Source organism: Sunxiuqinia sp. (assembly GCF_055140945.1).
Map to the genome: position 1 here is coordinate 34,087 of NZ_JBSQYS010000016.1, position 23,778 is coordinate 57,864.

The 23,778-nt window shown below is 42.8% G+C and carries 18 protein-coding genes; 8 read left to right on the forward strand and 10 right to left on the reverse strand.

The window, feature by feature from the left end; all coding sequences use genetic code 11:
• Nucleotides 1-27 precede the first annotated feature (27 nt).
• The 5 genes from ACTB00_RS09525 (at nt 28) to ACTB00_RS09545 (ending at nt 8,523) form a co-directional block, all read left to right on the forward strand.
• Nucleotides 28-2,280, forward strand: coding sequence for a glycoside hydrolase family 3 N-terminal domain-containing protein (locus ACTB00_RS09525; protein WP_463299682.1), 2,253 nt, complete (start codon nt 28-30; stop codon nt 2,278-2,280).
• Nucleotides 2,281-2,364: 84 nt separating this feature from the next.
• Complete coding sequence (locus ACTB00_RS09530) at nt 2,365-5,073, forward strand: carbohydrate-binding protein (RefSeq protein WP_463299683.1); 2,709 nt, start codon at nt 2,365-2,367, stop codon at nt 5,071-5,073.
• 83 nt (nt 5,074-5,156) lie between these two features.
• Nucleotides 5,157-5,987: a glycoside hydrolase family 16 protein gene (locus ACTB00_RS09535; RefSeq protein WP_463299684.1), complete on the forward strand. Its 831-nt coding sequence runs from the start codon at nt 5,157-5,159 to the stop codon at nt 5,985-5,987.
• A 43-nt stretch (nt 5,988-6,030) separates the two neighbouring features.
• Nucleotides 6,031-7,803 (forward strand): family 16 glycosylhydrolase, encoded by a 1,773-nt coding sequence (locus ACTB00_RS09540; RefSeq protein ID WP_463299685.1) that lies wholly within the window; start codon nt 6,031-6,033, stop codon nt 7,801-7,803.
• 90 nt (nt 7,804-7,893) lie between these two features.
• Nucleotides 7,894-8,523: an HAD family hydrolase gene (locus tag ACTB00_RS09545; protein WP_463299686.1), complete on the forward strand. Its 630-nt coding sequence runs from the start codon at nt 7,894-7,896 to the stop codon at nt 8,521-8,523.
• On the opposite strand, the gene ispG is transcribed toward ACTB00_RS09545, so the two are convergent.
• A complete protein-coding gene (gene ispG, locus ACTB00_RS09550; RefSeq protein ID WP_463299687.1) occupies nt 8,520-10,382 on the reverse strand; it encodes a (E)-4-hydroxy-3-methylbut-2-enyl-diphosphate synthase in 1,863 nt (620 codons plus the stop codon). The genes ACTB00_RS09545 and ispG overlap by 4 nt on opposite strands.
• 282 nt (nt 10,383-10,664) lie before the next feature.
• Here ispG and gldA point away from each other — a divergent pair, with 282 nt between their 5' ends.
• Both gldA and ACTB00_RS09560 read left to right on the forward strand, forming a co-directional pair.
• Complete coding sequence (gene gldA, locus ACTB00_RS09555) at nt 10,665-11,579, forward strand: gliding motility-associated ABC transporter ATP-binding subunit GldA (RefSeq protein WP_463299688.1); 915 nt, start codon at nt 10,665-10,667, stop codon at nt 11,577-11,579.
• Nucleotides 11,580-11,590: 11 nt separating this feature from the next.
• Nucleotides 11,591-11,728 (forward strand): hypothetical protein, encoded by a 138-nt coding sequence (locus ACTB00_RS09560; RefSeq protein ID WP_463299689.1) that lies wholly within the window; start codon nt 11,591-11,593, stop codon nt 11,726-11,728.
• Between the two features lie 85 nt (nt 11,729-11,813).
• Here ACTB00_RS09560 and ACTB00_RS09565 read toward each other — a convergent pair whose 3' ends face one another.
• From ACTB00_RS09565 to dusB, 6 genes are all read right to left on the reverse strand, one after another.
• Nucleotides 11,814-12,554: a DUF6261 family protein gene (locus tag ACTB00_RS09565; protein WP_463299690.1), complete on the reverse strand. Its 741-nt coding sequence runs from the start codon at nt 12,552-12,554 to the stop codon at nt 11,814-11,816.
• Between the two features lie 913 nt (nt 12,555-13,467).
• Nucleotides 13,468-14,190, reverse strand: coding sequence for a class I SAM-dependent methyltransferase (locus ACTB00_RS09570; protein ID WP_463299691.1), 723 nt, complete (start codon nt 14,188-14,190; stop codon nt 13,468-13,470).
• Nucleotides 14,191-14,247: 57 nt separating this feature from the next.
• Nucleotides 14,248-15,003 (reverse strand): sulfite exporter TauE/SafE family protein, encoded by a 756-nt coding sequence (locus ACTB00_RS09575; protein ID WP_463299692.1) that lies wholly within the window; start codon nt 15,001-15,003, stop codon nt 14,248-14,250.
• 134 nt (nt 15,004-15,137) lie between these two features.
• Nucleotides 15,138-15,473 carry a hypothetical protein gene (locus ACTB00_RS09580; protein WP_463299693.1) on the reverse strand — a complete coding sequence of 112 codons (336 nt, stop codon included), beginning with the start codon at nt 15,471-15,473 and terminating at the stop codon, nt 15,138-15,140.
• Nucleotides 15,474-15,683: 210 nt separating this feature from the next.
• On the reverse strand, nt 15,684-16,067 hold the full coding sequence (locus tag ACTB00_RS09585) for a YkvA family protein (protein WP_463299694.1): 384 nt from the start codon (nt 16,065-16,067) through the stop codon (nt 15,684-15,686).
• A complete protein-coding gene (dusB, locus tag ACTB00_RS09590; RefSeq protein ID WP_463299695.1) occupies nt 16,064-17,077 on the reverse strand; it encodes a tRNA dihydrouridine synthase DusB in 1,014 nt (337 codons plus the stop codon). Before dusB ends, ACTB00_RS09585 begins: the two co-directional genes overlap by 4 nt.
• Nucleotides 17,078-17,273: 196 nt before the next feature.
• Here dusB and ACTB00_RS09595 point away from each other — a divergent pair, with 196 nt between their 5' ends.
• Nucleotides 17,274-18,197, forward strand: a complete 924-nt coding sequence (locus tag ACTB00_RS09595) for a lysostaphin resistance A-like protein (RefSeq protein WP_463299696.1) — start codon at nt 17,274-17,276, stop codon at nt 18,195-18,197.
• Here ACTB00_RS09595 and ACTB00_RS09600 read toward each other — a convergent pair.
• The 3 genes from ACTB00_RS09600 to lacZ all read right to left on the reverse strand — a co-directional run bounded on the left by ACTB00_RS09600 (nt 18,190) and on the right by lacZ (nt 23,499).
• Nucleotides 18,190-18,924 carry a hypothetical protein gene (locus tag ACTB00_RS09600; protein ID WP_463299697.1) on the reverse strand — a complete coding sequence of 245 codons (735 nt, stop codon included), beginning with the start codon at nt 18,922-18,924 and terminating at the stop codon, nt 18,190-18,192. The genes ACTB00_RS09595 and ACTB00_RS09600 overlap by 8 nt on opposite strands.
• A 182-nt stretch (nt 18,925-19,106) precedes the next feature.
• Entirely contained in the window at nt 19,107-20,099 is a 993-nt protein-coding gene (nadA, locus tag ACTB00_RS09605) for a quinolinate synthase NadA (protein ID WP_463299698.1), read from the reverse strand.
• Nucleotides 20,100-20,289: 190 nt separating this feature from the next.
• Nucleotides 20,290-23,499, reverse strand: a complete 3,210-nt coding sequence (gene lacZ, locus ACTB00_RS09610) for a beta-galactosidase, LacZ type (RefSeq protein WP_463299699.1) — start codon at nt 23,497-23,499, stop codon at nt 20,290-20,292.
• Nucleotides 23,500-23,778: the final 279 nt, after the last annotated feature.

A 23,778-nucleotide genomic window follows, 5' to 3' on the forward strand; every position in this document is an offset into this window, starting at 1 on the left:
AGGTTAGGTTTCTTACCCCCTTAAAACATGAAAACAACATTTCTATTTTTAATAATCGGATTATTAATTTCAACCGAGGCTGTTGCAACGGTTTCTCCGGTGAAGGATGAACAAACAGAGAAGAAGATAGAGGAACTCATTTCAAAAATGACACTGGATGAAAAACTGGGACAAATGGCTCAGTTTGATCCAGGACAATTTGGAGATGACGAGCAAACCAAGCAAGCTATTAAAGATGGAAAAGTTGGCTCTATTTTAAACCTGGTTGGTGCCAAACGAATTAATGAACTACAACGGATTGCTGTTGAAGAAAGCCGTTTGGGAATTCCGATTATCATTGGTCGCGATGTGATTCACGGCTATCGGACGATTACACCGATTCCTTTGGGAATGGCAGCCAGCTGGAATGCTGAGCTGACAACCAGAACAATGGCTGTGGCTGCAGAAGAAGCAGCAGCTGAAGGAATCCATTGGACGTTTGCACCTATGATTGATGTGTCTCGCGATCCCCGCTGGGGCCGTATTGCCGAAAGTTGTGGCGAAGACACCTATCTCTCTTCGGTAATGGCAAAAGCAATGGTGCAGGGTTTTCAAGGTGACGATTTAAGCGATCCGAAAACCATTGCAGCTTGTGCAAAACACTATGTTGGTTACGGTGCAGCGGAAGGCGGCCGCGATTACAACACCACTTACATTCCCGAAAATCAACTGAGGAATGACTACTTACCCCCGTTTAAAGCAGCAACTGATGCTGGTGTTGCCACGTTTATGTCAGGCTTTAACGATTTAAACGGTGTTCCCGTTAGTGGTAACGAGTTCACACTTAAAACGATCTTACGCGAAGAGTGGGGGTTTGATGGTATGGTGGTGAGCGATTGGGCGTCGATCGCCGAGATGATTGCTCACGGATATGCAAAAGACACCAAAGAAGCCGGCTATAAAGCCCTTCGAGCTGGTGTTGATATGGAAATGGTTAGTCGATGCTATTTGGATAATGTTCAGGAACTACTGGATGAAGGCAAGATTGAGATGGCAACCATTGACAAGTATGTTGGTAATATCTTGCGTGTCAAATTCCGTTTGGGACTATTTGATCACCCTTATACTGATGAGACACTAGCAGAAAAAACGATCCTTTCAGAAAAACATAAAGAGATTGCGAAAGAAGCAGCAAGCGAAAGTTTTGTATTGCTTCAAAATAAAAATGAAATTCTACCCCTATCCAAAGATATTAATTCGGTGGCTGTAATTGGTCCCTTGGCCGATGCTCCACACGATCAAATGGGAACTTGGGTATTCGATGGTAAAAAAGAAGATACTGAAACTCCTTATGCTGCCTTAACAGAACTGCTGGGAGCTGAGAAAGTCAATTTTGCTGAAGGATTGGTAACCAGCCGCACAAAAAACACAGACGGATTTGCAGCAGCCATTCAAGCCGCTGAAAAATCAGATGTTGTGCTGTTGTTTTTAGGTGAAGAGTCCATTCTATCTGGTGAAGCACACAGCTTGGCCGATTTAAACTTCCGTGGTGCACAATCGCAGCTGCTGGATGCAATGGCAGAAACCGGAAAACCGATTGTGTTGGTTATTATGGCCGGAAGACAATTAACGATTGAGGATGCCATGGTTGAAGCTGATGCTGTCTTGTATGCATGGGCTCCAGGAACCATGGGTGGACCGGCACTGGCTGAAATGATTTTTGGAGAAACAATTCCGTCTGGAAAATTGCCTGTCACTTTCCCAAAAACGGTAGGGCAAATTCCTATTTACTACAACCATAAAAATACAGGTCGACCGGCTGATTATAGCAATTGGACGCATATTGACGAGATTCCGGTTGAGGCAGGGCAAACTTCGCTGGGAAATACATCTCATTACCTGGATGCAGGATTTGAGCCACTTTTCCCATTCGGATACGGTTTAAGCTATACAACATTTGACTATTCTGATCTGAAGTTATCATCTAAAACAATGGGAGTAGATGGCTCGATTCAAGTTTCTGTAAATCTGAAAAATACAGGGAAATATGAGGGATCCGAGGTGGTGCAATTATACATTCATGATCGTTTTGGTAGCCTGACACGTCCGGTAAAACAACTAAAAGGCTATCAAAAAGTGAGCCTGAAGGCCGGGGAAACGAAGCAGGTAACGTTGACTTTGCACGCTAAAGATCTCGAATTCTATAATGGAACCGACTATGTAATTGAGCCCGGCGATTTTGATATTTGGGTGGGAACCAACTCAAAAGAAGGATTGCATGATGAATTTTCAATCAACTAACAGATATCAACTAAACTTAAAATCTTCTATGGTCAGGTATCAAACAAAAGCCTGATCATAGAAGATAAACCAAAAAAATCCGCGATGAGGTTAACCGTTAAAATTACCATCCTTTTATTCGTTATTTCAAACTGGGCTTCTGCTCAATACTTACATGTGGATGGCAAAAACATCGTTGACGGCGATGGTGAGAATTTTATCTTGAAAGGGATTGGAACCGGGAACTGGATGTTGATGGAAGGCTATATGATGAAGACGGATGGTTTTGCCGGAACTCAACATGAAATTAGAGCTAAACTAGAAGAAACGATCGGAACCGAAAAAACCAATATTTTTTATGATACCTGGCTCGCCAATCATTTTACAAAAACTGATGTCGATTCCATGAAAGCATGGGGCTTTAATAGCGTTCGGGTTGCTATGCACTATAAATGGTTTACCCCACCAATTGAAGACGAATTAACTCCTGGTGTAAATACCTGGCTGGTTAAAGGGTTCAAAATGATTGATAACCTGTTGGATTGGTGCGAGGCAAATCAAATGTACCTGATCCTTGACATGCACGGAGCACCCGGAGGACAAGGCTCAAATGCCGACATCTCGGATTATGATCCCTCCAAACCATCACTTTGGGAAAGTCAGGCTAATAAAGATAAAACAGTGGCCTTGTGGCAAAAATTAGCTGAAAGGTATAGCAGTGAGCCATGGATCGGTGGATATGACTTGATTAATGAAACCAACTGGACATTTCCTGAGGGTAATAATTCGCAAATGCGTGAGCTTTTCGGTCGCATTACTGATGCCATTAGAGAGGTGGACACCAACCATATTCTATTTATTGAAGGAAATAGCTGGGCAAACGATTTCTCCGGCTTGACCCCACCATGGGATGATAACATGGCCTATAGCTTTCATAAGTATTGGAGCGGCACGTCAACCGCTGATCTGGACTGGGTTTTAACCATCAGAGAGGAGCACAATGTACCGATTTGGATGGGTGAGTCCGGGGAGAACTCAAATACCTGGTTCACTGAATTTATTACAACATGTGAAACAAATAATATTGGTTGGTCGTGGTGGCCGGTAAAAAAGAACGGAATTAATAATGTATTGAATGTCCCTATAAATAAGGGATATGAAGATTTAGTAGAATATTGGAAGGGCGAAATCACAACGGCACCAACTGAAACCGAAGCTTATAATGCGGTGATGCAGTGGGCCGAAAATCATAAAATAGAAAACTGCACTGTGCAGTACGACGTGATTGATGCCATGATGAGACAGCCACATACCGATGCGGTGATTCCGTTCAAACAACATCAATTGTCTGAGCCCATTTTCTTTAGTGATTTCGATTTAGGAAAAAATGGAATAGCTTATTCGGACAACGTTGTGGCGAATTACGGAGGAGAATGGAATGCATGGAACAACGGATGGGGATTGCGAAACGATGGTGTGGATATTGAAACCATCCAGGGTGCGGAAGATATTACAAATGGTTATAGTGTTGGGTGGACAGAGAAAGGTGAGTGGATGCAATATTCGCTCAGCGCCGATTCCACCGCGATTTATACACTCTCTATCCGCCATGCTTCAGGTGGAAGCGGATCAAAGATGCACTTCGAAATGAATGGAGCTAATGTTTCCGGAGAGCTGGATTTGCCGGCAACAGGCGGATGGCAAAAATGGGAAACTGCTACTTTTGAGAATATCGTCATTCCGGGAGGTAATATCAGGATCAAATGTGTCATTGATGGAGGGAGCTCTAATCTAAACTATTTTAAATTTAACGATCCAAAATCGGCTAAAGAGGTTGATTTTAAAGCTTCGTCTGCCCGTACCTCTGAAGATGGATTTGAAGTTTACATCGCTTTAAACAAGGATATTACGAATAGCGATGATGAGTTGACTTCGAGCGATTTTGAGTTGATGATTGATGAAACCCCGATTAGCTTGGAGTCAGTCAGCAAAGATTTGACTTTATCCAATGTGCTTATTTTAACGCATGACACAAAAGTATATTCAGACAACGAAGTTACAATATCCTACAGTGGTACGTCCGTAAAATCAGGCACACAAAACCTGACTGAGTTTTCAGAACTTGTGGTTCAAAACAGGCTTCCTGTTACCCATGTAATTCCAGGTAAAATACAGGCGGAGGATTTTTATCACAACAACGGATTTGCACTTGAGGACTGCAATGATATTGGAGGTGGTCAAAATACTGCTTATGCAGCTGCTGATAAGTACTTGGATTATGAGGTACATGTAACCAAAGCCGGTAATTACAAAATAGATTATCGGGTAGCAACTGAAAAGTCTGATGCTGAAATGATACTTCAGATAGGGGATGGAGAAAGTTTCACTTCCCTCGATACGATAAGGTTTTCGGCCACCGGAGGATGGCAAAAATGGGAAAGTCAGTCGACCAGTGTTCATCTTGATGAAGGGTATTATTTTATCCGCATGTTGGTTAAGCAGGGAGAGCATAATCTCAACTGGTTCGAGTTTGATTTTAGTACAGCAACCTCAGACATAAAAAGAAAGGATGATGGATACCGGGTCTACCCAAATCCAGCAATAAATAAGCTATACGTCGATTTTGATGCAACTCCAAAGGCTGACTATCAATTGCTGATTTGTAACTTATTAGGTGAGGTATTAAAAACGGAGAAATCGCAGCGAACCAATCAAACAGTTCTCGATATAAATGGACTGCCGGGAGGAATCTATTTTTTGCTAGTTGAAGGAGATAAAAAGTACACGAGCAAAAAATTTATAGTAATGAACTAGTCTTAACAATTGTCAGTATGGAACGAGCATGATTGTCATGCGATTTGCATACGATGCATTGAAAAGAAAACAATTATAAACACATGAAATTAAATGAATTGACCCTGGTTTCTGTTTTGTTTATTCTGGTACTCGGAATAGCGTGTAATTCAGAGAAAGAGAAAAAGGATGAAAATAGTCAAGATGGTTATAAACTGGTGTGGGCAGATGAGTTTGATTACAAAGGGCTGCCTGATTCATCGAAGTGGAGCTATGATACCAAAGGAAATGAATGGGGTTGGGGTAATAATGAAGAACAGTATTATACCAGCCGTCGCATGGCGAATTCAGAGGTAAAAGACGGCAAGCTGGTTATTACCGCAATCAAAGAAAATTACAAGGATCATAAGTTTACGTCTGCAAGGTTAATAACAAAAGGTAAAGGTGATTGGCTGTATGGAAAAGTTGAGGTTTGCGCAAAGCTTCCCGAAGGGCGTGGTTTGTGGCCCGCCATTTGGATGTTGCCTACTGACAAGGAATACGGAGGTTGGCCGGCCAGCGGGGAGATCGATATCATGGAAAATGTGGGGTACATGCCTGATACGATTTTGGCCACTGCGCATACTCAGGCTTACAATCACAAAATCAATACCCAGCGTGGAGATACAATTGTTGTGCCGACCTGTTACGACCAATACCATTTGTACCAGCTGGAGTGGGAGCCAGACCAATATCGGGTTTTTGTTGACGGAAAGCACGTATTCACTTTTGAAAATGAAGGAACAGGCTACAAAGAGTGGCCGTTCGACAAACCGTTTCACTTGCTATTGAATGTGGCAGTTGGAGGTAATTGGGGAGGAACCAAAGGAATTGATTATTCCATATTCCCTCGATCAATGGAAGTGGATTACGTTCGGGTATATCAAAAAATATAAACATAAATTCGTTTAGTTCCTTTCTCAATGTAAAAGAGCAAGAATGAAAAAAATTCTATTAATAGGTGCGGTCTTGTTGGTTGGAAGTTTGATCAGTGTTCGGGCACAGGATTCGAGCTGTGAGAGCCTGGTTTGGAGTGACGAGTTCGATACCGACGGAGCTCCATCTACAGCTAAATGGAATTACGACACAGGCGGCGGTGGCTGGGGAAATAATGAATTACAAACTTATACGAACAACCGTACAAATTCATGGATTGAAAATGGCCATTTGCACATTAAAGCCACGAAGTCAAGCGGCAGTTGGACTTCGGCAAGATTGGTGACACGGGATAAAGGCGATTGGTTGTACGGACGCATTGAAGTGAAAGCAAAACTTCCTTCCGGGAGAGGTACCTGGCCGGCTGTTTGGATGTTACCAACTGATTGGGAATATGGTGGCTGGCCTGCCAGTGGCGAAATAGACATCATGGAGCACGTCGGATACGATCCCGGGGTGGTGCATGGAACCATCCATACCGAGGCCTATAATCACGGCATTGGCACACAAAAAGGGGGACGCATTACGGTTGACGATGCCATGTCTGTTTTTCATGTTTATGCTATTGAATGGACAGCTGAAGACATGAAATGGTATGTTGATGATCAGCTGTATTTTACCTTCAATAATGAGGATAAAACCTATAAAGAATGGCCTTTCGATAAACGTTTTCATTTGTTGTTAAATATCGCCATTGGTGGCGACTGGGGAGGAGCACAGGGTATTGATCCAAATCTGACTGAAGCCGTGATGGAGGTTGACTACGTTCGGGTTTACAACGATAAGATGGCTCAGCCTGTTGTTCAGGGACCAACAATCAATGCAGCGGGTGACGAGCCAACTTATTCTATTGACGCTGTTCAGGGAGCTCAATACAAATGGCATTTTCCGGAGGGAGTAACGGTAATTAGTGGAGAGGGTACAAATTCTGCTTCAGTACGGTGGAACGATTCGCCTGGTGATATTCAGGTGGAAGTTTTTACGAGTTGTGATACGGTTGTTTCCGATATCTTTCATGTAAACTACTTGGTTAAACCAGACGCGGAGCAGTTGGAAATTTCAATTCTGAATGATGACCAGGAGTTGCTTTGGGGAGCAACTCCTGGCTCTGACAATACAGTAGGCTTGTCGGAAGAGGATGGAAATCTGGCTGTTGCATTTCAGATAAGCAAACCATCTCAGAATCCCTCTGTTTATTATGATTTTGATGGCTTGTTCGACTTGTCTGAAATTAACCAATTCGCTTTCGACCTGAAAGTTGATCCAATAAATCCACCTTCCAACATGCGAATTGATTTAGTTGATATGAATGGGAGTGTCAAACTTTCGGACCTGTTTAAAATTGATTCGTTTGAGTTGGATGGCTCTTTTCATGCATATAACCATCTGTTTACAGCAAGTGCTGATGGTTCCTTTCGAATTGATCGGGTGGCACAAATACGTGTGTACTTCAATTATGGTATTTTGGGGAGAAGTGGAGGCGGAGCCTTTCAACTAAAAAATATGCGCATGCAAGTTCCGGTCAATACCGCAATCGAAGAGCTGGTATCGGACACCGAGTTCAAGGTTTTTCCTGTTCCTGCTAGCGAGTTTGTCACGATCACTTCTACTTCATTGATTCATGAAATCCAGCTTTATTCATTGCAAGGGAATTTGATCCTGTCAAAAAGTGATGTTAGCGATAAAAGCTATCAGCTGCATCTGGGGCAGCTGACTCCCGGAGTTTACCTGTTAAAAATAAACGGACAGCACACCCGGCGCATTTTGCTTCAATAAATCGTTAAACTTAGCTTCCAATTTTCTGTTACAAGAAATACATTGAATAGATTTGTGACAAGGTATGATTGAAATAGAAAATTGAATAACATGAAGCAAGTTCCGGAAGGAGTACAAAATATTATTTTCGATTTAGGTGGTGTTTTACTGGATATTGACCCCGATCGCTCTATTGAAGCGTTTAAAGCGCTGGGGTTGACCGATGTCATAAAACCCGGTGGTTGGGGGTACAAACATGAGGTCTTTCTGAACATGGAAGAAGGATTGCTGACCGATGATGAATTTCGCGATGGCGTGCGTAAGTTATTGCCTCAAGAGGTTACCGATCATGATATTGACACGGCCTGGTGTGCAATGCTGATCGATTTTCCGGTTGACCGGATTGCGTTGTTGAAGGAACTGCAGGCGGATTATCAATTGTACCTATTCTCCAATACCAACAACATTCATTTACAGTATTTTCATCACCTGTTTCAGCAAAAATTTGGGTATTCGATTACCGAATTGTTTGAAAAGGACTTTTACTCCCATGTCATTCAAAAGCGAAAGCCAAGCTTGGAATCGTTTCAAATTGTTTTGAATAATGCCGGCTTGAGTCCACGGGAAACGCTTTTTATCGACGATTCCAAAGATAATGTGGAAGGGGCTCAAAAAGTAGGGATGCATGCTGTTCACCTAACTTCCGAAAAAAGCTTACACAAAATTTTTGCTACTGATTAATTATCTTCCGGCTCGTTCCAGTCGCCATTCTCTTTGATGAGGGTTTCCAGTTCGTAAACGGCGTTTTCGAAAGGAATGTGACGCTTTTTGAGGGTTTGACCTTTATATAAGTTTACCTTGCCGGGACCGGCTCCTACAAAACCGTAGTCGGCATCACCCATTTCGCCCGGACCATTTACCACACAGCCCATGACTCCAATTTTAAGGTGGCTGAGATGCTTAAAGTGCTCCTTGATATTTTTAGTCGTTTCGTGCAAGTTGAATAAGGTTCTGCCACAACCCGGGCAAGAAATGAATTCCGTTTTAGTTACCCTCATCCGGCTAGCCTGCAAAAGGGAGAAGCTCAAATCTTTCAGATCGGTAAAGGTGATGTTGTCGCCTTCGTTGGTAATACAAATTCCATCACCATAGCCGTCCAGCAATAAGCCACCCAAATCAACTGCCGATTTGATCTGCAGATCATCCAGCCTTTTTTCCTTGTATTTGCGGTAGATAATTACAGGAACTTTCCAAATATGGGTTTCTAAACTCATAAAAAAGGCTCGTAATTCAGACAGTGGGTTTTTATTGAAGCTTTCAAGAATCAGAACTGTTTTGCGGGTCTGCTTAAGCTTGGTAATAATCTCCGGATTTTCGCTCATAAAACGATCAAACTCGGGCTTGTTGGTGCGGATGAATTTCATCTGTCCCCAATGCGAACCACCAAACAAATATTCTTCAACTGAAAGTATGGGATAAGAATTACCTTCCAGATCAAGTACCTCATCATTTTTCAAAAAGTACTCCGGGATCTGCTTGCCGCGCAATGGAAGAATCTCTGAGATGCTCCTGTCACGTAAATCGGCAACAACAACCGGCACTTGCTTGCCTCCCATATTCATCACCGGACGAACAGATCGACGTTCGTATTCAAATGGATTGGTTTGAGCAAAAAGTGGGGCTTTGATGGGCTCATGTCCTTTATAGGTTTGAACATGTCCAATAATTTTTTGAGCAACCGGAATCTCCTTTTCAGGCGATTCAGTTAGCGAAACACGAATGGTATCACCAATGCCATCAACTAGCAGAGCACCAATTCCAACAGCTGATCGGATTCTTCCGTCTTCTCCTTCACCAGCCTCAGTTACCCCCAGGTGGAGGGGAAATTTCATCTCTTCGAGACGCATTTTTTTGTTGAGCAGACGAACGGTATACACCATCATTCGGGTATTGCTCGATTTGATGGAGATAACAACATCGTTGAAGTTTACTTTCTTGCAAATGCGTAAAAACTCCATCACCGATTCTGAGATTCCGGCAGGAGTATCTCCAAAACGGCTCATAATCCGATCTGACAGCGATCCTTGGTTTGCACCGATTCGCAATGCCGTATTGGTTTTTTTCAGGATGCCGAGGAAGGGAATAAATTGGTCTTCAATCTTGCGTAATTCTTCTTTGTATTCGGCATCGGTGTATAAGTGATGCTCGAATCGGGCGCGCTTATCGTAAAAGTTACCCGGATTAATTCGGATTTTCGATACAAATCGTGCGGCAACTTCAGCTAAACGGGGATTAAAGTGGATATCAGCAATCAGGGGAGTTTCGAAGCCTCTGGCAACTAACTCCTTCTTAATATTTTTCAGGTTTTCAGCGTCGTTAATGCCTTTTACAGTTACGCGAACGTAGTCTGCACCTTCTTTAATAATCCGTATAATTTGATCAACGGTGGCATCTGTATCCCGAGAATCTGTGTCGGTCATCGATTGCACACGTATAGGATATTCACTTCCCATCGGGACATTACCGATTTGAACAGGGCTGGTTACCTGACGTTGATACTTCGTTAAGTCTTTGATATAATTAAAATTCCGATCTTTCATTACCACCTCTAGTTTGAGCGCCACAAAGTTAATTTAAAGTTAAGAAATAAAAAATCTCAAAGCTTAAATTCCACGCACAGCGAATACAAATCTCTCTATATGGGTGGTATTTGTGTGATTCTTACACAACTCGAGCTTTTTCTTTTTTCTTGATTCTTTTTCAGGATTGCAAAGAAAGCTAACAAGAATGACTTATTCATTACGGGAAGCTTAATTTTTAGCCGTTTTATCAGCTTTTTGGTTTGGTTGAAATCACTTACTTTTGATCAAACTTTATTTTGTATGCCGGTACAAGTTGAAACAGTTACGAAGACCTATGGAAGTCAGAAAGCACTTGATAATGTGAGTTTTGGATTTAATGACGGTGAATTGGTTGGTTTTTTGGGTCCGAATGGTGCAGGAAAGTCGACCCTGATGAAGATTATAACGGGATTTTTGGCGCCTGACGAAGGGCAGGTGATCTTGAATGGTGAAGCCATGACACCGGAAAATTATCAGCTGCGTAATCAGATTGGTTATTTACCCGAGAATAATCCGTTATATGCCGACTTGTATGTCAGGGAATCGTTGAGTTTTGCCGCCGGATTTTACAAACTTTCAAACAAAAAGCAAAAGATTGCTGAGGCCATCGAAATGACAGGGCTGGGTTTGGAGCAGCACAAAAAAATTGGTGCACTTTCAAAGGGATATCGTCAGCGGGTAGGGCTGGCACAAGCGTTGATTCATGATCCTTCGGTATTGATTTTAGACGAGCCGACAACCGGGCTTGATCCGAACCAGTTGGATGAAATCCGCTCGCTAATCCGGCAAATCAGCAGGGAGAAAACCGTACTTTTTTCGTCTCACATTATGCAAGAAGTGGAGGCTATCTGCAACCGGGTGATTATCATTAATCGTGGAAAAATTGTGACTGATGGTACGGTTGATCAGGTTCGGTCCGGGCAGTTGATCTCCAAACAACAGGTACTGGTTGAGCTCTCAACTCCAATACAAAAAGTAGCCTGGCAAAAGCTGGCCGGTGCTGAAACGATTGAGGTACTATCGGAAAAAGCACTGCTGCTGACAGCTTTGGATGACCGCGACTTACGGCCAGCCATTTTTCAATTCGCCGTAGACAATGGTCTGGTCATTCTGACGATGAATGAAAAGCAAGCAGGATTGGAAAGCGTATTTCGCGAATTAACCCGCCGTGTTTAATGTTTCGTTTGATGAACAAGCTGCCGATCTCTGTTGTCCTTCCATTTTACCAGGCTGAACAAACACTTGCCCGGGCTATTCAAGCCATCCTGAATCAATCATTCAAGGAATTTGAATTTGATAAAGGAGTTATTGCGGATAAGAAATAGATTCTTGTTTTTTTAGGCGTAAAAAAACCCGCTACTCTTATGCAAGTTCAGCGGGTTCGCGTAAAGAAAACCAATGAAGATAACTTTATGTTGGTTGCTGGGGCTCGTGTTCGCCCGAGCCTTGCCGGGCCAGCATGTTTGCATAATAGCTGCGGCCGGCATTCAATAAGTCTAATGCCTGAATAAACAAGGGTGTTTTAAGCGCTTTTGCCATGGCTAGCACGTAGCTGCAAAATTCTTTATAGATTTGGTATGTTTCCTTACGCACCACTTTCATGTCATAAGCTTCGGCGTGTGCTTCCGATTGTATGCGGCTATTGAAGTGTGCTTTAAATGCCTCGTTTTTAGTTGTCAGGCGGGTAACATAACTCTCCATGTTCAGTAGCTCTACCTTTGGACTATTGGCCGGTTTACCTAATTCATCCACCAATTTGTCAATGGCCATCGTTTCTGCTTCGTAGTTGAGCGCGGATAAGCCTTTAAAGTTCTGCAAAATAATTTTCAATCCGCGGGCAGCTTCTGCTTCTGCCTCGTCGTCTGACATTAAATACAACTTTACACACAGTTCAAGGGCTCGGCTGGCTTTGTCGCGATCATCATCGGCATGGCTAATTTTTAACGTTTCTTCGTGTGTTTGTACTTGCGCCAGAGCCTTCTCGTAAGTAGTGCTTTGAGCTGTTAGCTTTTGAACGTAAGTGTTAAAAGGCTCGTCGGTTCGTAAACCAGGATCAATACTTCCTACATCGGTAAGATGTCGGTTGATGAGCTGCCCTGCTTCCATATTGGAGAGGCTGGCAAATCGTAAAGGTTGAAGTGTTAAACTCATAAATTAATTTGATTTTTGATTAATAGGTGATGTCTAATTTAACACAATACGTTGGAATAATCATAATAAACTACTGATAAATTAAAATAAATTTTACGAACCCAACTTAAGTGCTCCCGGAAACCCGGTTGGTGAAGAGAGAAAAAATAGCTGAAGCTGGAAACTGAGTTTTCGCTCTCAACAAAACTTGTTTAGCTCAGCTACCCGGTCGATTGGACGAACAAAGATAGCTGAGGCCGAAAACCGGGTCGAAAGGCTGAAATCAACTGAATTTGCCCTAAAAATCGGGTCGATTTCACGAACAGAATTTAAAACGAGCTGGAAACTGAGTTTCCGGCGTCCAAAAAATTTAGGGTGGAAACTCAGTTTATGAGAACCAGAATAGAACTGCTGATGACTAGTTTCTAACGATAAAACAGGCAGTGTACATCGTGATTTATTCGTTTGCTATAATCAATAGTACAACAATAAATAGTCGATTTGTTATTTTTAATGAAACTAAATAGAAGCTATTAAAATCAGTTATTCTGTTGAATTGATTAACTTATAGCTGTTTTGATAGAAACGATTGAGAATTAGGTCAATCTTGTATAGTAAAGCGGTGCCAAAAAAAAGTAGTCAATCATAGAGGATGCATGTGTGCTGCCAATTAAAAAACTCAAAAATCATCATTAACAGGTAGGTGTTAATAATTGGAACAGGGATTTCGTACAATAGTTATACAATGGCTAGCACACGTTATGAAATAAATGGAGATGATTATGAACTAACCCGCTTTCTCTTTCCTGAAAATCAGGGGAGCTCTCAGCTTTTCTGCTGACAGAGGGGTGACGTAAGAAGAACGGGAGTCACGATTTGTAAGATAAATTAAACCCGGCCTTTTCGAACCGTTGAAAAGGCCGGGTTTAACTTATTAAGCTTCGTTTTCAACATGGCCAATCACCACGTGTTGAGGCGCCATTTGAAAGCCGTATTTTTTCAGTCGTTCTTTGAATAGCGGGAGTTGGTCCTTTTTTGCTTCATACTCCGGGCGGCCTTGTAGTTCTTCGAGCAGGCTTTTCATTTGCGCGTATTTTTCATCCAGAATTTGCTCTTCAAACTTGGGCTGCTTCATCTTTAAATGCGTAAACGACTCCTGTATGTCAATTTGGTTTTGGGTGATGATGGCATTGATCTCATCCGGGGTATAGGTTTCGCGATGGGAGATGCCATGCAGGCGGTCGACAAACGATTTGAAATGATGCAATAGCTGCTGATTTTTCTGAGCCTCGTTCAACTCACCATCCGAAATTTCACAGATAATGATCCATCCACCGGGCTTGGTCACCCGTTTCATTTCGCTCAATGTTGTGGTCGTGTCTTGCAAATGGTGCAGGGCGTTGGCAATGCTCACCACATCGAATGCATGATCGTCAAACGCCAGCTTTTCGCCACTCATACACTGAAACCGGATGTTGTCCTGCGGGAACTTGTTGCGGGCTTCCTTGAGCCACTGCTCGCCGGGATCGACCCCGATGATATCAGCCTCGCCTTGAAAAGTATCGTTTAGTATTTTCACAAAGTCACCCGAGCCTGTTCCAATATCCAATACTTGTTTGACGGTGTGTTTGTTGAAAAATTGTTGTAAGCGTTTCATATCGATTGTTGTTATTCTTGTTGAGCTGGTCTTTATTTATGTCTGGTTAATTCAAACTCAAATTAGCAATAAAAAGGCAGAAACTGCCGTAACTCCAATGACCACTGCCCGGTAAGCTTTTTCGGGTATCCGTTTCACCAGTAAAATTCCAAGAAATGCACCTAATGCGATAGCCGGCAGCGTGAGTAAATCAAGTTTTAAACTCTGCCAGCTAATCGTATTCCATACGAATAAATGCAGGGGAAACTTACAGAAATTGATGATGAGAAAGAACCAGGCTTTTGTACCAATAAAGTTGTTTTTGGGCAAATGCATGGCCAGTAAATAAATGGCAAAAATAGGGCCGGCAACATTGCCAATCATGGTGGCAAATCCACCCAAAACCCCCATGAGTGCAGCGAACCACCAGCTGTCGGGGAAAAGGCTACCGTTTTTCGTGCGGTCTTTCCAAAGCATCAGGCCAATGCAAATGAAAACCACAATGGCAATAATGTCCTTAAACTGTTCATCGTTTACCACTTCGCCAACCCACAGGGCAATGCCTACTCCAACAAAGGCCCAGGGCAATATTTTAAACAGGTATTTCCATTCGGCATGACGGCGATAGTAGCCCACACCAAACAGGTCGGCCATCATTAAAATAGGAAGCAAAACGCCCGTGGATTGTTTTCCGCCGAATATAAAAGCTAAAATGGGAACCACGATGAGAGAAACTCCGGGCACTCCAACTTTAGACATGCCAATGAGCATGCCACAAACAGCCATGAAAAACCATTGTAAAGCCGTTAAATCGAAAGGGGAAAGCAGTTCCATCTTGTGTGTTTAGAAATACAAAAGTAATAAAGATGGGTAGACTAGAGCGTGTAGTAACTAAAAAAGGCCGGATCACTCCGGCCTTATAACTCAAAAAAACACATAACAAACAAGTAAACAAAAACACAACTCAACTACTTGAAAAAGTATCTCTTCTTTTTAATTTTCTCCCACTTACCGGGAATCCATTTCCAGCCTTTTGACTGTTTCTGCCAATGTCCCGGTCTCCATTTTTTGTTTTCCTTCTTTTCAACCCACCGGGGGCCAACCCAAACGTACATTTTTGAGGGCCTGTGCCAGATCCAGTGCCCTGGTATCAGTTGGTAGTCTGCTCCGGGTTTTTCGGCCAGCGAAAGTTTGTACTCCGGTGGAGTTGGTTTTTGGGCGACAGTTACCTGTGCCGATGCTGTTTCCTGATTCAATAAGAAGGCAACAATCACAATTGCAAGTGTAAGTAGTGTTCGTTTCATGGCTTTGAGACTTTTAATTGCTTGTTGTTTACCAAAAGTCAAAAATAATGCCAGGAATAGAATCTTCTGTTTTGAAGCAAGATGGAAAGAAGTGTTGAAAGTACAAGACAATAACTTTAACAGGTCGGTCTGAGCTTGTTTCAGTGGGTGTTTGTCAATTGGTTCCGATCCTGAAACGACTGCAGGATGACGACCACAGCGATATCGTTTTTAGAAAATCTTAGCGTGGATTTCGTCCAGTTTTTCTTCATCAAAATCATTAAACCACGAACGAAGTTGCGATTTCGCTTTTTCCTGAAGCTCGGTAGTAATGCTGTCGCTTATTTGCGAAAGGGCAAAAATCAGCACACCCAGATCATCAGAATAACCAACCAACGGAGCTAAATCAGGGATGGCATCGGTTGGAAAAATGAAATAGCCCAGAGCGGCAGCAATGATGACTTTGGATCGGAGAGGAACCGATGGGTCTTTCATCATGTAATACAAAAGCAAGGCTGAGTAAACCACTTGGATACCGGCTGTTTTAGCAAACTTTTGAAGTTTGTTTTTAAAAGATTGCTCATTGTAAAAATCTTTGTATTCTTCCTTGTTCATTTCAAACTGACGTTTGTATAATCAACCCGTACCTCGCCATAGTGTTCAATAATTTCGTCCAGTATTTGCTGAACAGCATCCATTTCCGCAGCTTGCAAGAGTTTGATCCGGAGCGGGCGAAAATCCTGCAAGCCCGGGAAGCTCTTGGCAAAGTGGCGGCGCATCATCAAAATAGTTGGGCGTTCGTGGCCTTTCCAGTCGAGGGTCATTTGCATAAACTCGCGGGTACGCTGAATAATTTCGGTAACCGTTGGTGGCGGGAGTAGCTCTCCGGTTTGCAGATAGTGCTTAATTTCATTGAAAATCCATGGGCGACCAATTGCTCCCCGGCCAATCATCAAGCCATCAACACCGCTTTCATCCAGGCATTGCTTGGCTTTTTCGGCACCATTGATGTCGCCGTTTCCGATAATTGGAATGTGGATTCGTGGATTGTTTTTAACCGCTGCAATTTTGCTCCAATCGGCTTCGCCGGTATACAGTTGCTTGCGCGTGCGACCATGAATGGCTAGCGCCTGGATGCCGACATCCTGCAACCGCTCAGCCACCTCCTGAATTGAAATCGAATCCTGGTCCCAGCCCAACCGGGTTTTGGCAGTTACCGGAAGCGAAACGGCTTTTACGATTTCGGCGGTCATCTTTTGCATTTTATCCAGATCTTGCAGCATGCCGGCTCCTCCTCCTTTATTGACAATCTTTTTCATCGGGCAGCCGTAGTTGATGTCAATATAATCGGGTTGGAATTCTTCGGCAGCTTTGGCGGCGCTCACCATCGAATCGATATTGGAGCCATAAACCTGGATGGCCACCGGCCGGTCTTCGGGATACAGTCTCATCTTCTGTTTGGTCTTCTCCACATCACGAATTAGTGCTTCCGACGAGACAAATTCTGTGCATACCACATCCGCGCCATATCTCTTGCAAATATTTCGAAACGACTTGTAAGTAACCTCTTCCATCGGCGATAAAAACAATGGTGTTTCGCCTAATTCAATTGATCCAATCTTCACTTTGTCAAAATTTCAGGACGCAAAGATATAAAAACGTAGAAGTTTAGCATTTCAAGTTTCGAGTTCAAAGTTTCAAGTTCAAGGTTTCGAGTTGTTAATCGGAAGTGTTGGGTTTTCATTTTAGTTTTTGGAGAATATGAAGGTTTTTTTTTCGCTTAACAGGAGCTATCTTTAGGCCTCTAAAAAAAATACAATTATGGCGATTACAGCATTTCGGGGGATGAATCCCTGGTCTCAGTTTATTTTTGCTGCTTTCATTATTCTGGTTTCTTTTCTGTTGGTGTTTGTACTTTCAATTTTAGCTATTGTTCCGGTTATTGGAGTTTCTGGTATGATGAATGGACTATCCGGCGAGAACCTCTCCGATCCGTCAACAATCGCATTGCTAAAATACTTTCAGGTGGTGCAGTCTATTGGGCTTTTTGTGTTGCCGCCACTAGTTATCGCTTATTTGTACGACGGAAATATTGTTTCGTATTTGAATTTAAAGCAGAAAATCGATATCCAAAGTATTATTTTGGGATTACTGGCTGTTTTAGCTGCCGGACCTTTGGTGGGCTTTTTAGGCGAGTTGAATCAGCAGATGACCTTTCCGGAGTCGATGGCTGGATTTGAAAATTGGATGCGCACCATGGAAGATAGCGCAACCGAAATGATTGACCGTTTTATTCAGGTTGAAACCGTTTGGGGATTGTTATTCAACCTTTTTATGATTGCTGTAATTCCTGCTATTGGTGAAGAGTTATTATTTCGTGGAGTGATTCAGAAAATTTTCACTCAAATGACCGAGAACTATCATTGGGGAATCTGGATTTCAGCTTTTGTGTTTAGTGCCTTGCACATGCAGTTTTACGGCTTTTTACCACGCATGCTACTTGGTGGATTATTTGGCTATTTGCTGGTTTACTCGGGCTCTCTCTGGCTGCCAATACTGGCTCATTTCTTTAATAATGCAATTGGAGTGTTAGCTCTGCATAGCGAGCAACAGGGGAGTGAAACGGTTGAAGCGATTAATCAGTATTCCGATTCGTATGGCAGTTCACCCGGTTTGGCCATTGTCGGTTTAATCCTGTCCGTTTTGTTGTTGTTCTTTCTGAAAAAGAAGTCTTTTGCTAGTTAAAGCTTAGGTTTGTTTGGAGCTTTTCCGCTTCCATTTTTTTCAATTCAGATTGTCGAAAAACATAAACGAGACCATACTCCTGTGCTTTTTCACGCCGTTGGTCAGCAGGGAAATCTGAAAATTTTTCTTCTACCTGATTCCATAAATCCTGAATGAGGGCATCTGCATCCTCGCGCATTTCTTTCACTTTTAAAGTGGCACGGTCTACATTATTTTGCAGTATTTTTTGGTGATGAAAAGCGTCTTTAAAATTTTCGTAATGAACTTTTACCAGCGCGATAGACGGACTATAAATGGCGCTTCCACCCTGCATGCAACGTTTTTGCTCACCAGAAATAATGCGCTCGCCCCAGGCCAATACATCATTTTCTAAGTTTAGTGGAGGAACTTTAGCCGAATGAGATGGCATGCCATAAAATTCGCGAACTTCAGGTTTCATCTCTTCACGAAGAATCGCGAAATTCAGTACTTGTACAAAGTGCGAAAGGTAAAGCTTGGCCTTCTTGAAAATGGTGCCATACTCGTTAGATCTGTCAAACTGTATTTGCTTGCTTGCTTGTAGCTGACGAATGGAGTTTGATAGTCGAGGATATAGAATTTGAATTTTTCCGAGTGTTAAGGCATCAAATGCCAGCTCACTAAACGCGGTGCGTTTTCCTTTCTCCAACGCCATTTCGATGGCTTTCATCCTCGCTTGGTCTGTGTTTGGCAATCTTCGGTATGGCATAAGATATTTTTTTGCTTAGTACGAAGATATGAAATCAGCAAGTGCAGATTGGTGTCTTCGCACTAAAACTAATCAACAGGTAGTTGTTTAAAAGTCAATAGTCGTGGGCTGTTCGGCGATATTTTTTCGATATCAACTCACGATATGTATGAAATAGTGATGTGGTTGAAAGTTTTGAACAGCTATTTCGACACTTCAAGCATGCGGATAATGGGCACTTTCGCTTTCTCGATAACTTCTGCAGAAAGCTGTACTTCAGGCTGTTCATACTTCATGCAGATGTATAGTTTTTGTAAACTATTCAGTTTCATGTAGGAGCAGTCGCTGCATGCGCAAGTTTCATCTGTTGAGGGAGCAGGGATGAATAGTTTATCGGGGCAGGCTTTTTGCATTTGGTGGAGGATTCCACTTTCAGTTGCCACTATAAACTTTCTGGCATCGCTTTCCTGAACGAAATTAAGCAAGGAGCTCGTGGACCCAATGTGTTTGGCCAGCAGTAAAACCGGTTTTTCACATTCGGGGTGTGCGATAAATTCAGCATCCGGATGTTCGTCCATCAGGCTGATGATCCGTTCAATCGAGAATTTTTCGTGTACCATGCATGCGCCATCCCAAAGTACCATATCGCGACCAGTAATGCTGTTGATGTAGTTACCCAGATTTTTATCGGGTGCAAAAATCAGTTTAGCATCTTTGGGGAAGCTCTCCACAATTTTTTCCGCATTGGATGAAGTACAAACAATGTCAGTCATCGTTTTTAAGTCGGCAGTACAATTGATATACGAAATGACTTTGTGATCGGGATATTTCGCTTTAAACTCAGCAAACTTCTCAGCAGGAGCTGATTCGGCTAGCGAGCACCCGGCTTTTAAATCGGGCAGAATAACTTTTTTAGATGGATTGATAATCTTTGCTGTTTCAGCCATAAAATGAACACCAACAAATACGATGATGTCAGCTTCAGTTTTTGCAGCAGCTTGAGCCAGTTGCAGGCTATCTCCCACAAAGTCGGCAATATCTTGTAGTTCGCCATCAACGTAATAATGACTTAAAATGACGGCGTTCTTTTCCTTTTTCAGGCGATTGATTTCCTCGACCAATTTTAACTTCGGATCGATTTTTTCATCAATAAAACCTTTCTCTTCCAACATCTCCTGTATCAATAACTTTTCCATCTTGAAATACTCCTTTTTTCAGAATAGTGGGCGCAAAATTAAGAATTCCTCTAAAAAAACAGATAACAATCTTTAAATGTTTTGATTTTGAAGTGATCAGGCTTAACTTTTATCTGTTTATATAGAACGAGAATCCCTGACAGAACAAGTATCTGCCAGGGATTTGCTTCGTTATTAAGGGTAATCGGTACTAATTGAGTTTCAATTTTGCATTTTCTACGGGATTAACGCCAGATGTAATCGGGCGCATCCGGAAGGAATAGCTGTAACTTTTCCCGGTTAAACGGTATTCATCGTGTGTCCAGGCACCCCAGCTGGTATCACCGCCAACTCCCATTTGTTTATAATCGATATTTACCGAAGTCAGATCGCGTGGTTTTACATCATCGATATGCCGATGCACAGGCTTCACGCCATCTTCCTGGCGACCATCCGTGCGTTCGGGCGATTCGAAATCTTCCATGATATTGTGGTGTGCACTCACTGACAGTAGTGGTTGTCCTACGAAAAGCAGGCCATTGCCGTCTTCGTTGGTGATGGTCATCCAACGGACATCGGTTTTGTTACCATTTTCTTGCGGACGCAGGTAAGCCCAGTATTGGTCGGCAACTGATCCGGAATACTTACCTACAAAAGCGGATGTTTTACGATCCCAATAGGACTCGTGCGGTCCACGACCCAACCAGCTCATCTGGTCAAACTGGCGAGGCATTTGCAGATTCATACCCATGCGGACAATCTCAGGCAGCTCGTCATTGGCCATTTTAAACTGGTTGGCAACTACCACATCGCCGCTGCCATAAATCGTGTAAGTGGAGTTGTAGTCAGCAATTTTTTGATCTTGCTCATTGGTTAAGTCAAATTTGAAATCGACCACCAATTGGTTGGCTGCTTTTTTCGTGAGCTTGACGGAGTTTACTTTCCTATTTTCACCGGCTTTTCGCCATACACGGCTGCGCTTGTGTAGGTCGTTTCCGTAATCGTTGTCGATTGGTGCACGCCAGAAATTTGGGATCGGGCCTGCTTTTAGCAGTTCGGTATCACCAGACTGGAAACTACTTAATACACCGGATTCCTTGCTGAAAGTCAGACTAAAACCTTTGCCCTGAATGGTGATTTCTGAATCGGTTTCATTGGCTTCAAGAGTAGGAAATTCAGTGATGTTGGCCTTCGGTGCTGCCTTTTCGAAAGGCAGTTTCATTTGTTCGGCAGCCAGTTCATAATTGGCAGGAACCAGTCCTTGATCAGTTTTCGTTTTCGCTGAGAAGTTCAGGAAATATTCGGTACCCGGTTTTGGGTCGATGGAGTAATCCAGTTGTACTTGCTTTTTTGTTCCTGGAGCCAACTCAAAGTCGTTCAGCGTTCCTTCTTTTACCACTTCGCCATCTGCGGTAATGGTCCAACTCAAATTCAGCTCGGACAAGTTGGTGAAGGCATATTTATTTTCAATTTCAACAACGCCGGTTTTTAGGTTTTTAGCTGTAAAACCAATGTTCTGGTACACCTTTTTTACTTCGAGTAGATGAGGTTTTATGTCACGGTCAGGATCAACCAGTCCATTGTTACAGAAGTTCCCATCCGATGGAACCGTATCCGGTCCGAAATCACCGCCATAAGCCCAAAATTCTTCGCCTTCCTCGTTGGTTGTCAACAGTCCCTGGTCAACCCAATCCCAAATGCAACCTCCTTGCAAAACATCATACTTTTCAATGGCGTCCCAATAGTCTTGTAAGTTACCAACGCTATTACCCATGGCGTGTGCGTATTCACACTGGATCATTGGTTTTTCAGGATCCGATTTTGCGTACTTAACCATATGGTCGATGCTGGCATACATCGGACAATTGATATCGGTATTTTCGCCGCCGTGAGCTTGTTCATACTGAACCGGGCGGGTCGAGTCTTGTTCTTTCAGGTACTTGTAATTGGCCATGAAATTGACTCCGTTTCCTGCTTCGTTTCCAAGCGACCAGATAATGATCGATGGCTGGTTTTTGTCGCGCTCAAACATGTTTTTGGTACGATCAAGGTGTGCTTTTGCCCAAATCGGGTCTTTGGCCAGCGATTCTTTTCCATATCCCATCCCATGCGATTCGATATTGGCTTCATCAATCAGGTAAAGTCCATATTCATTGCAGAGCTTGTACCACAATTCGGGTTGCGGATAGTGTGAGGTACGAACGGTATTGATGTTATGGGTTTTCATCAACTCAATGTCTTTGAGCATGGTTTCCTTATCCTGCACATGTCCGGTAACATCATTGTGTTCGTGCAAGTTTACACCTTTAACATAGATTGGTTCGCCATTCACCATCAACTGCGCATTGTTAATTTCAACTGTGCGGAAGCCAACGTCCTGGCCAATGACTTCGATGGTTTTGCCCGCTTCATCTTTCAGGGTGAGCAGAAGCAAGTATAGATTTGGATGTTCGGCTGACCATTTTTTTACATCAGCGAATGTTTCTTCAAAAGAAACTATTTCACTGGGATTGGCCAATTCAACGGTTTGCTCAAAAGATTTAACAGATGTGGTTCCGTCAAACAATTCGGCTTCCAAACTTACTTGTTGAGCGGCATCGGCCGAATTAACCAGTTCCACATTCAAGACAAATGTTCCATCCTGGTAGTTTTCGTCCAGTCCGGCTGTTACCCTGAAATCGTGTATGTTTTGCTTGTTTCTGGCCATCAGGAAAACGTCGCGGGTCATTCCGCTGAGGCGCCAAAAATCCTGATCTTCGAGGTAGCTGGCATCGCTCCATCGAAAAATTTCAACGGCAAGCGTGTTTTCCCCTTCTTTTAGCAAGGGTGTGATGTTGAATTCGGCAGGTGTTTTGCTGTCCTCGCTGTAACCGACAAATTCTTCATTCAACCAAACATTCATGGCCGAACTCACCGCACCGAAGTGCAGGATGATGTCTTTTTCTTTCCAATCTGAAGGAATCGTAAAGGTACGTTTATACGAACCAACCGGGTTGTAATGGTCTTGAATGAGTGGAGGAGTTTTAGCATGCGGATACTTCACGTTGGTATAGATAGGGTAGTCAAATCCTTCAACCTCCCAATTTGAAGGGACTTTGATTTCATCCCAATCACCCGTATCGTAATCGTTTTTGAAAAACCAAAACGGACGTTCGCCTGGATTTTGTGCCAGATGAAACTGCCACGTTCCGTTGAGTGAAAGCAGCTTGGGTGATTCCCATTTTTCATCGGCGATGGCCTGTTCTGCTGTTGCGTAGGGAATGTAATGTGCTCTTGGCGCTTCTTTGTTGATTTGTACAATTTCCGGATCTTCCCATGGTTTTGGGTCAGGTTCTTCGAAAGGTACATCTTCATATTTGCTTGAGCATGAGATGCCCAGGTAAATAAATAGTAGTAGTGAAAGTAGTTTGTAGCTTTTCATTTTTATTAATTTTAGTTACTGCCCAACTGGTTGGTACTAGTAGGTAGTAAAATTCTCAAAAATATTTTTTAAAAGCAAGGAAAATTATTTGGTGGAAAGGATAAGGAATCTTTTTAAAAACAGACAGTAATGAGTTTGCTGATAAGAAGCGAGTATGTGAAATTTTGTTGATGTGGGTATGCGAGTTTTATTGAATACCTTTAAGGTAAACGATCATTGAAGATTTCAAATTATGATGAGATAAAAAAAAGGGAGCTGCTGCTACAACTCCCTTTTTAT

Excerpts from the sequence above, each read along its gene's own strand:
- ispG (WP_463299687.1), bottom strand. The coding sequence starts at position 10,382 with ATGAAAGATCGGAATTTTAATTATATCAAAGACTTAACGAAGTATCAA.
- ACTB00_RS09530 (WP_463299683.1), top strand. The coding sequence starts at position 2,365 with ATGAGGTTAACCGTTAAAATTACCATCCTTTTATTCGTTATTTCAAAC.
- gldA (WP_463299688.1), top strand. The coding sequence starts at position 10,665 with ATGCCGGTACAAGTTGAAACAGTTACGAAGACCTATGGAAGTCAGAAA.
- ACTB00_RS09525 (WP_463299682.1), top strand. The coding sequence starts at position 28 with ATGAAAACAACATTTCTATTTTTAATAATCGGATTATTAATTTCAACC.
- ACTB00_RS09600 (WP_463299697.1), bottom strand. The coding sequence starts at position 18,924 with ATGCCATACCGAAGATTGCCAAACACAGACCAAGCGAGGATGAAAGCC.
- ACTB00_RS09585 (WP_463299694.1), bottom strand. The coding sequence starts at position 16,067 with ATGAACAAGGAAGAATACAAAGATTTTTACAATGAGCAATCTTTTAAA.
- ACTB00_RS09595 (WP_463299696.1), top strand. The coding sequence starts at position 17,274 with ATGGCGATTACAGCATTTCGGGGGATGAATCCCTGGTCTCAGTTTATT.
- ACTB00_RS09535 (WP_463299684.1), top strand. The coding sequence starts at position 5,157 with ATGAAATTAAATGAATTGACCCTGGTTTCTGTTTTGTTTATTCTGGTA.
- ACTB00_RS09565 (WP_463299690.1), bottom strand. The coding sequence starts at position 12,554 with ATGAGTTTAACACTTCAACCTTTACGATTTGCCAGCCTCTCCAATATG.
- nadA (WP_463299698.1), bottom strand. The coding sequence starts at position 20,099 with ATGGAAAAGTTATTGATACAGGAGATGTTGGAAGAGAAAGGTTTTATT.
- ACTB00_RS09560 (WP_463299689.1), top strand. The coding sequence starts at position 11,591 with ATGAACAAGCTGCCGATCTCTGTTGTCCTTCCATTTTACCAGGCTGAA.
- ACTB00_RS09580 (WP_463299693.1), bottom strand. The coding sequence starts at position 15,473 with ATGAAACGAACACTACTTACACTTGCAATTGTGATTGTTGCCTTCTTA.
- ACTB00_RS09570 (WP_463299691.1), bottom strand. The coding sequence starts at position 14,190 with ATGAAACGCTTACAACAATTTTTCAACAAACACACCGTCAAACAAGTA.
- ACTB00_RS09575 (WP_463299692.1), bottom strand. The coding sequence starts at position 15,003 with ATGGAACTGCTTTCCCCTTTCGATTTAACGGCTTTACAATGGTTTTTC.
- ACTB00_RS09545 (WP_463299686.1), top strand. The coding sequence starts at position 7,894 with ATGAAGCAAGTTCCGGAAGGAGTACAAAATATTATTTTCGATTTAGGT.
- lacZ (WP_463299699.1), bottom strand. The coding sequence starts at position 23,499 with ATGAAAAGCTACAAACTACTTTCACTACTACTATTTATTTACCTGGGC.
- ACTB00_RS09540 (WP_463299685.1), top strand. The coding sequence starts at position 6,031 with ATGAAAAAAATTCTATTAATAGGTGCGGTCTTGTTGGTTGGAAGTTTG.